The organism is Kocuria sp. CPCC 205261 (assembly GCF_040981025.1).
GTDB lineage: Bacteria > Actinomycetota > Actinomycetes > Actinomycetales > Micrococcaceae > Kocuria > Kocuria marina.
In genome coordinates this window covers 91,519-100,376 of record NZ_JAVKPU010000010.1, presented here as the reverse complement: position 1 = coordinate 100,376, position 8,858 = coordinate 91,519, and the positions used below count along the sequence as shown (strand labels likewise).

Annotated in this window: 7 protein-coding genes; 5 read left to right on the top strand and 2 right to left on the bottom strand. The window is 64.9% G+C overall.

The annotated features are described in order from the left end of the window. Positions 1–175 precede the first annotated feature (175 nt). Entirely contained in the window at positions 176–2,965 is a 2,790-nt protein-coding gene (locus RF646_RS10820) for a class I SAM-dependent DNA methyltransferase (RefSeq protein ID WP_368835958.1), read from the bottom strand. Between the two features lie 474 nt (positions 2,966–3,439). Here RF646_RS10820 and RF646_RS10815 point away from each other — a divergent pair, with 474 nt between their 5' ends. Further along, the gene (locus RF646_RS10815) at positions 3,440–4,282 is read left to right on the top strand and encodes an MBL fold metallo-hydrolase (RefSeq protein ID WP_290657949.1); all 843 of its coding nucleotides are present in this window, start codon (positions 3,440–3,442) and stop codon (positions 4,280–4,282) included. A gap of 64 nt (positions 4,283–4,346) precedes the next feature. Here RF646_RS10815 and RF646_RS10810 read toward each other — a convergent pair whose 3' ends face one another. Then, positions 4,347–4,988 (bottom strand): queuosine precursor transporter, encoded by a 642-nt coding sequence (locus RF646_RS10810; RefSeq protein WP_368835960.1) that lies wholly within the window; start codon positions 4,986–4,988, stop codon positions 4,347–4,349. A gap of 226 nt (positions 4,989–5,214) precedes the next feature. Between RF646_RS10810 and RF646_RS10805 the strand changes: the two genes are divergently transcribed. The 4 genes from RF646_RS10805 (at position 5,215) to RF646_RS10790 (ending at position 8,686) form a co-directional block, all read left to right on the top strand. Beyond that, positions 5,215–6,042 carry a hydroxymethylpyrimidine/phosphomethylpyrimidine kinase gene (locus tag RF646_RS10805; protein WP_368835957.1) on the top strand — a complete coding sequence of 276 codons (828 nt, stop codon included), beginning with the start codon at positions 5,215–5,217 and terminating at the stop codon, positions 6,040–6,042. A gap of 151 nt (positions 6,043–6,193) precedes the next feature. Continuing rightward, positions 6,194–6,859 carry a TetR/AcrR family transcriptional regulator gene (locus RF646_RS10800; protein WP_064846550.1) on the top strand — a complete coding sequence of 222 codons (666 nt, stop codon included), beginning with the start codon at positions 6,194–6,196 and terminating at the stop codon, positions 6,857–6,859. Positions 6,860–7,012: 153 nt separating this feature from the next. Further along, entirely contained in the window at positions 7,013–7,306 is a 294-nt protein-coding gene (locus RF646_RS10795) for a type II toxin-antitoxin system VapB family antitoxin (protein ID WP_098053504.1), read from the top strand. A 126-nt stretch (positions 7,307–7,432) separates the two neighbouring features. Continuing rightward, positions 7,433–8,686 carry an endonuclease/exonuclease/phosphatase family protein gene (locus RF646_RS10790; RefSeq protein ID WP_368835956.1) on the top strand — a complete coding sequence of 418 codons (1,254 nt, stop codon included), beginning with the start codon at positions 7,433–7,435 and terminating at the stop codon, positions 8,684–8,686. Positions 8,687–8,858: the final 172 nt, after the last annotated feature.

Here is an 8,858-nt window from a genome sequence, read left to right as displayed (position 1 = left end):
TCGGGGCTGAACTTCTTGGGCATGTTCCGATTCTCCTTCAGTTGGATCGGAACGAAACCCAGGGCGCTTCAGTGAGAATACGTAGCCGGTTCGTTCGGTCTGGACGATCTCATCTCGAGAATCGGGGACCTACCTCTAGACCCGGAACTGGACCTGATTATGCAGACGCTGATCGTCATAGGGCGCCAATGGCTCTGCCGTAAAGCTCGAACAGGTGCGCCACGACGTCCTTCTCCTCCAGGCCGACCTCCAGCCCATACGCGCGCTCCACCGCATCGTCCAATGCGGCATGCGCAGAGGTTAGGGCCGGGAACATGAAGTCGAGATCCGGGTCGTACATCTGAGCGATTGTTGAGTCCGGGTACAAATCCCGAGCATTGAGAACATCCTGGGCTCGATCTGCAATGTGTGACTGTTGACTATCACTGGAAGAAGGCCATACAAATGTGTTGTATACGATGCCGCCCGAGTAACGGTAATCAGACTTGAGCCGACCCGCGACAGTGCGCATCCAGGCATTGTGAGCGCGAGAGTGCAGAATACCGAAATGATATAGGGTGGCATTGGGGACAAGCCGCACTAGGTTGCTCGCCAAATCCCCGGGCAGCAGATGCCCCAGCGGTATGTATTTACGGCGTTCCGAGGAAACTTCGGGAATCAAAACGGATTGACCGAGCGGGATGTTCTCTACGTGGAACCTAGTCGGCGTGGCGGCAATTTTCCTGGTTGGCGCGCTTCTGCTTGATGCGCGAAGATCTCGGACCGCATGAATCCTCTTGATAACCTCGGGGAGCTCCGAGAGCTCCGAGGGTGTAGCTTCACCGACCCACAAAACCCAGCGTTCAATGCCCTTAATGAACTCCTGAGACCCATACCACCTATGGAAGAACTGGGCAGCGCCTGGTTCCACGTCCAGGAACGCTTCTTTCTCTGCAGGGGTGAACAGGTAGTAACCACCATCAATCGGCTTGTTACCGATTCCAATGCGGGGGACATCGCTCAGCGGCTCAGATCTGCTCCACACGAACACGTCGGGGGCGTCCTTGAGGTAGGCATTGAGCTGAGCAGGGGCCTCCACCACAGCTTCGTCGTTAACTGTCGGGTGATGAAATAAACGTTTAACTCCACCTTGCTTGGAGAAACCGACGATTACCACATAGACAGCGGCTGCATCATTCGATTCGTTGTGCCACCGGAACGTATCGTGCGCGAAGTCGATTCGCACCCCGAGGTCGTAGATCGGGGACCACACGTTCGCCACTTGCTCCCCCTGGCAAATCGAATTGGTGGCAACAAACGCGGCCCGTATCGGCGAATCACCCATGTACCGAGCAGCCTTCATGAACCAGCCGGCTACGAAGTCAATATTTCCAGCGTTACGGGCGCCGTCGAAGACTGCGACCAGGTTGGCTTTCTGTTCCGGCGTCTGATACCGGGCACCCCGGAACGGCGGGTTTCCGATGAGATATGAGCATTCCCCCGACGGCAATACCGCTGACCAGTCCAGCGTCAGGGCATTGCCGGTTACGATCCGTGCACTGTCAGTGAGCGGAAGGTCCTCGATGGTCTGTGTAACGATGATCTGGGCCTCAGCGTTGGCCTGTAACTCGGCGATCCAAAGGGCGGTGGTAGCCACACTCACCGCAAAATCGTTGATTTCGATCCCGTAGAACTGATCCAAAGACACTTTGAGGGGAGAGTACTCGGTGTCCAGCACCAGCGAGGTCTGATAGTGGTTCAGCTCAGACAGGACCTTGTTCTCAAGGCGTCGCAGACTGATGTACGTCTCGGTGAGGAAGTTGCCGGATCCACATGCCGGGTCGAAGAAGGTTAGGCTTGCGATCTTGTTGTGGTACTGCTCCAATGCATTCCGTCGTTTTCGATCGGTTACTCCAGACAGTGCAACGATATCCTCTAACTCAGTCGTCAGATCGTTCAAGAACAACGGATCGATCACGCGATGAATGTTTTTGGGTGAGGTGTAGTGCATCCCCCCGCTACGTCGTGTCTCTGGATTGAGGGTCGACTCGAAGACCCCGCCGAAAATGGTCGGGGAAATTTGGGACCAGTTGGTACCGAGTGAGACGTCGTGAAGCAGCACTCGCACGATTTCGTCGCTGAAGCCCGGGATGTCCTCATCGGCCTCAAAGAGCCCACCGTTGACGTACGGGAATGCCTTGAGCTCATCGGATTCGTACGGATCCAAGTCCTCGGGCTTGGTTCTGAGATGAATGAACAGGTCCCGCAGCGCCGCTCTCACCTGCCGCGCTGGCAGGTCGTTGAGGTAATTGAAGAACGCATTCTTGGGGAACAAGCCTGCGTCCTCCGCGAACAGGCAGAACACGAGTCGGACGCACAAAACGTTGAGAGCATGACGGGACTCGGGGGAATCCGGGTCCACATATTGCTGCCGCAGCAACTCGTACAATTTACCGACGAGTTGCCCCGCATCCAGAGAAACCTGCTCTTCTCGGCCCTGGCGCGTACGGTGTGGGTCGGTCAGGAAGTCCAACAGATGGAGTTGTTCGGGCAGCTCCGCGAGAGTGAACTCGGTGTAGTTCTCAGCCGGCTTGACTTGATCCAGGTCATGAATCCGGAACCGTCCGAAGTCGGAGACGATGATGGTGTCGGGCCGCTGCGAGTTGGGTAGGGAATCGGCGTAGCGCTTCACCTGCTGGAAAGGTGTAACCATGCTCCCCTGGCGAGATTCTGGCTTATCCAGGTCCACACCGAGCGACTTCTGTTCGATCATCGTCTTGGCGTCGGGGATGATCACGTCGATGAAGCCGCGCTCGGACGTTGACTGTTCGAAACGTACTGCCGTGGTCACGTTCTTCATACCCACAACATCGCGCAAGAGTTCCAGCCAGAACGAGTGTGTATCGCCCTTCTCATACCCTCGGCCGGCCCAGGATTCCACGAACCGTTTCGCTGCCTGAACTCGGGCCCGTTCATTATTTGCCATGGGGATCTGCCAGCCTGTCGTCGGGTGAGCGATGACATGACACCCTCAGGTGGGACATTGCCACTCCGGGTATCAAGCATTCGCATGGACTATGCCACTGTATGCGGTCATCGGCGCGAGGGTGGACTGCTCATTACATAGGACGAGGCGGTTCCTCCCCCGCGTTAGACTGGCTCGGACTTACTCAACCCACCGGGAGTCCTCTGCACGCGGATCCACGGTCCCGGTGGGTGCCGCGGGTGATCGCTCACGGCACAGCCTCCTCGACTCCCCCGCCAGGTGCGAAACGGGGACACGGGATCCGCAGGTTCGAGGGCCTCACGTGGTGGGCGAGACCAGGTGCTTCCCGGCTGAGGGGTCGGCCGGCCGTACCCTGTGCGCGGTGGCCCGAGCCGCGCGACCGGGTGGGAGCGGCGTCGTCGCCAGCCCAGTGACACCTGGACGGGACGGCCGACCGTGAGCGACCCCAAGCCCGTGCACGCCACCCCCGGCGTCCTGCGCCGCGTGAGCGCGTGCGCCGGCGTGGTGCTCGCGCCCAATCCCGGGCCCATGACCCTGGACGGCACCAACACGTGGATCCTCTCCGCCCCGGGGGACGGCCCGGAGCACCCGAACTACGGCCACCACCCGTCCGCGCAGGGCCGGGGCGAGTGGCCCGGACCGGACGTCGTCGTCGTGGATCCCGGGCCCCTGGACGAGGCGCACCTGCAGGCGGTCGCGGCGACCGGGACCGTGGTGCTGATCCTCGTGACGCACCGCCACGCAGATCACACGGACGGCATCGACCGACTCCACGAGATCACCGGTGCGCCCGTGCGTGCGGCCCTGCCCGAGTTCTGCCGGGACAGCGGCGAGCCCCTGCGGGACGGCGACTGCATCCTGGCCGCGGGTGTGAGTATCCGCGTGCTGGCCACCCCGGGGCACACCTCCGACTCCGTGTGCTTCCGGTTGCCCCACGACGAGCCGGAGACGGTCATTACCGGGGACACCGTGCTGGGGCGCGGTTCCACCATGATCGACCACCCGGACGGTTCCCTGGGCGACTATCTGCGTTCCCTCGAACTGCTCGGGCAACGCTCGGGCGCCACGGTGCTACCCGCTCACGGCGCACCCCTGCCGGATCTGCAGGAGGTGTGCGAGGAACTCACGGAGCACCGGCTCGAACGCCTGGATCAGGTGCGGGAGATCGTCGCCGGACTCGGCCGCGACGCGAGCGTCGAGGCGATCACGGACGCCGTCTACGCCGACGTCCCCGCCGGGGTACGGCGCGCCGCGGAGCGCTCCATCGCCGCGCAGCTCGCCTACCTGGGGTACTGACCCGGGGGCACCTCGCCTACGTGGGCTCCCGAGCCGGGGGCACGACGACGCCGCTCGCGCCCTGCTACCGCGCGTTCGCCTCCTCGAGGGCGCGCGCGTCGTAGCCGGGTTCGCGGCGCTTGATCCAGCCGATCACCGCGTACGTGACCGGCATGATCACGACCTCCACGAGGACCTTGTAGACATAGCCCACCAGGACGTAGTTGAAGAACGCGGACCACGAGTCGATCCCGATGATGGGAGCGGCGATCGAGCAGAAGATCACGGTGTCCACGAGTTCGCCCACCATGGTGGAGGAGATCAGCCGCGCCCACAGGTGCTTCTCCTTGGTGCGTTCCTTGACCTTGACCATCACGTATGCGTTGAGCAGCTGACCCACCAGGTAACCCAGCAGGGAACCCGCCACGATCAGCGGAACCGGGCCCAGCACCGTCTCGAACGCGCTCTGGTTCTCGTAGAAGGGCGCCGGCGGCAGGATGATCACGATCCAGAACACCAGGGAGGAGAACGCCCCGAAGAAGAAGGACGTGATGATCGCCTTGCGTGCGGCCCGGAAACCGTAGACCTCGGAGACCACGTCCCCCAACACGTAGGCCAGTGGGAACAGGAAGAACCCGCCGTCCGTGATGATGGGGCCGAACTGCACGCCCTTGGTCGCGCCGATGTTGGAGAGCACCAGGATCACGCAGTACGCGGCCAGGATCACGTCGAAGTACGTCCGGGGGCGGCGCGCGAAGAGGGACTGCCGTTCGCCCTGCGCGAGCGCGGCGGTGCGGGAGGAGGAAGTGTGGGGCGGGGTGGCGTCAGACACGGGTGTCCTTGGGATGTACGGAAGGGTCAGGGACGTCGTCTGCCACCCGGCGTCGAGCCCAGTGTAACGGGGTGGTGCGCCGAGTCGCGGGCACGTCCCGCGCGGGAGCACAATAGCGTGCATGAGCGAAACCACACGTAACCAACCGCCCGTTGCCATGACCGTCGCGGGCTCCGAGGCCACCGGCGGTGCCGGGGCGCTCGCGGACATCAAGACCTTCACGTCCCTGGGAGTCTTCGGATCGCTCGCGCTGACGTGCATCGTGGCGTTCGATCCCGAGAACGACTGGGGCCACCGCCTCACGCCCGTGGACCAGCAGACCCTGGCGAACCAGCTGCAGACCATTTCCGCGGCGTACGACCTGGACGCCGTGAAGATCGGCATGCTGGGTTCCCCGGACACGATCCACACGGTCGCCACGGCCATGAAGGACCTCGCGCCCCGCCACCTGGTGCTGGACCCGGTGCTGATTTGCAAGGGCCAGGAACCGGGCGCCGCGCTGGACACCGATCAGGCGCTCAAGGCACAGATGCTGCCCCTGGCCACGTTCGTGACCCCCAACCACTTCGAGTCCCTGTCCCTATCCGGGATGGAGGAGATCAACGACGTGGAGGACCTCAAGGAGGCGGCCCAGCGCATCCACGACTCCTCCGGGGCCACCGTGCTGGCGAAGGGAGGCGTGCGGCTGTCCGGCCCGGACGCCGTGGACGTGTTCTACGACGGCTCCACGCTTGAGGTGCTGTCCGAACCCAAGGTGGGCGAGGTCCCGGTCTCGGGCGCCGGCTGCTCGTTGGCCGCGGCCGTCACCGCGGAGCTGGCCAAGGGCGCCTCCCCGCTCGACGCCGCCCGCACCGCCAAGAGTTTCGTCTCCGCCGGCATCCGGCACCGGCTGGGATCCCACCTGCCGTTCGACTCCCTGTGGCAGGGCGGGCTCGCTGCCGAGGCCTGACCGAACACCGGCGACGAAGTTCCTGAAAGCCCGCGGGGAATGCCCTGAAGTAAGGGGCATTCCCCGCGGTCATGCGGTGGAATGGGGGAAGAACACACACGGCCCGTCAGCGCCCCGTCCTTTTGCTGACAGAATCAGGTAAGGTGTCGTCATGCCCCGCATCACCGCTTCCAGTAATGCCGCCCAGCGCGAGCGCACGCAGCGTGCCGTTCTCGACGCGTTCGGGGACCTGCTGTACAGCAACGGGCTCACCGATCTGACCATGACCCAGGTGGCCAAGACCGCCGGGGTGGGGCGCACCGCGGTGTACAACTACTTCGCGGACATGGGCGAACTGCTCGTGGCCTACGCCCTGGACAAGACCGAGCGCTTCGTCTCGGACCTGCATCGAGAACTCGCCGCGGTGGAAAACCCCGTAGACCAGTTGGGTGTGTACGTGCGGTTCCAGATCGAGGACCTCAGCCGCCGGCACCTGCCTCCCGGCCAGGCCATGCGCACCGTGTTGTCCCCGGAGGACTTCGCCAAGCTCGGCGAGCACGTGCAGCAACTGCAGTCCCTCCTCGCGTCCATCCTGCAGCGCGCCATGGACGAGGGCTACCTCCCGGAGGGCGACACCGACGAGCTGTCCGACCTGGTCCACGGTTCCCTCACCTCCACCGCGGATCGCAGCAAGTCGGTGCAGAGCGAGCGCGCCCAGCGCGAACGCACCCTGGCCACGGTCCGGTTCATCCAGCGGGGTCTGGGCGCCCAGTTCGACGCCGACTCCCGCCCCGTGCGCCTGCCCTCGCAGCCGCCCGCGCTGAGCGCGGTCTCCTGATCCCGAGCCCGGCCCCTCCGTCGGGTCCGGTCGACTTGCCCAGACGCCTGCCGCCTGCTGCAGCACGGGGAGCCTTCAGCCCGGCCGACGACACCTACCCGCCACGTACGCCCCGGTTCTGCGGACCGGGGCGTACGGCTTTAGGGTGAATCCATGATTTTCAAGGCCGTGGGAGACGATCGCCCCTATCCGGACCACGGTCTGGTCACGCCCTCCGACTGGTCCAAGGTGGCCCCGCAGCAGGTCCGCCTGGGGGATCTGGTGACCACGACCTCCACCCTGAACCTGGCCACCCTCCTGGACTCGGACTGCACCTTCTACGGGGACCTCTTCCCCCACGTGGTGTCCTGGCGGGGAACCCTTTACCTCGAGGACGGTGTGCACCGGGCCCTGCGCACGGCCCTGCACCACCGTTCCGTGATCCATGCGCGGGTCCTGGAGCTCTGACCGCGCCGTCGCACGAGCCTTCGCGGCGCACGTAGCACGGACCACCAAATCTTCACTTTCCCGCCACGACCTGGTCGTTCGGCCTCCCTACCCTCGGGTCATCTCGTTCTGACCTGGAGGTTTGCCATGCGTCTGCGTTCTCGTACCGCTGTTGTCTCGGCCGCGGCACTGGCCGGAGTCCTCGCCGTGACCACCGTGGCACCGGCCGCGGCGGGGGAAGGCCCGCGAGCGGCGTCGTCGTCCAAAGGACACGAAAGCCGGGACAAGCACGGACTGCGCGTGGCCACGTACAACGCGTCCCTGAACCGGGGCGAGCAGGGGCAATTGCTGCGGGACCTGTCCACACCGGACAACCAGCAGGCCCGGAACATCGCCCAGGTCATCCAGGTCAACGACCCGGACATCGTGCTGCTCAACGAGTTCGACTACGTCCCGGGCGGACGCGCCGCGCGGGCGTTCCGCGACAACTACCTGGCGGTGAGCCAGAACGGCCACGCGCCCGTGGACTACCCCTACCACTACGTGGCACCGGTGAACACGGGCGTGCCGTCCGGTCTGGACCTCAACCAGGACGGCACGGTGGGCGGACCGGACGACGCCTGGGGCTTCGGGTTGTTCCCGGGCCAGTACGGCATGGTGATCTACTCCAAGTACCCGATCGCCCGGGATCGGGTCCGCACGTTCCAGCACTTCCGGTGGCAGGACATGCCCGGCAACCACCTGCCCACCGACTACTACACGCCGGAGCAGGCTGCGCAGCTGCGGCTGTCCTCCAAGTCCCACTGGGACGTCCCCGTGCGCGTGGGCCACAAGACCGTGCACGTGCTGGCCGCGCACCCCACGCCGCCTAGCTTCGACGGCCCCGAGGACCGTAACGGGCGCCGGAACAACGACGAGATCCGGTTCTGGGCCGATTACGTCACGGGCACCAAGTCGGCGCGCTACATCTACGACGACGCCGGGCGGCGCGGCGGTCTGCCCCGCGGCGAGCGCTTCGTGATCGTGGGCGACTACAACTCGGACCCGAACGACGGCGATTCCTTCCCGGGTGCCGCGCGGCAGCTGCTTGACAACTCCCGGGTGCGCGATCCGCAGCCCACGTCCACGGGCGCCGTGGTGGCGAGCGCGCGCCAGGGCGGCGCCAACCGGACGCACGTGACGCGCCCGGCACTCGACACCGCGGACTTCTCGGACGATCCCGCCCCCGGGAACCTACGGGTGGACTACGCGTTGCCGTCCAAGAACCTGCCCCTGCTCGACGCCGGTGTTTTCTGGCCCGCTCCGGGCCGGCCCGGTTCCGAGCTGACCGGTGAGTACCCGTTCCCGACTTCCGACCACCGCCTCGTGTGGGTGGACGTCAAGGTCCCGGGCAGGCGCTGATCCCCGCACGACGGCGCGTCGCGGGTCTTCGTGTGAAGCGCCGCCCGCTTCCGTCACCGACTGTCACGCACCCCCTGTTCCCACACCCCCCTGTTTTCGCATCCTCTGTTTGCGTAACCCCGCCCCGGGGCGTGCGATCCCGATCCCCCACCCGACAAACCCTCGACTGGAG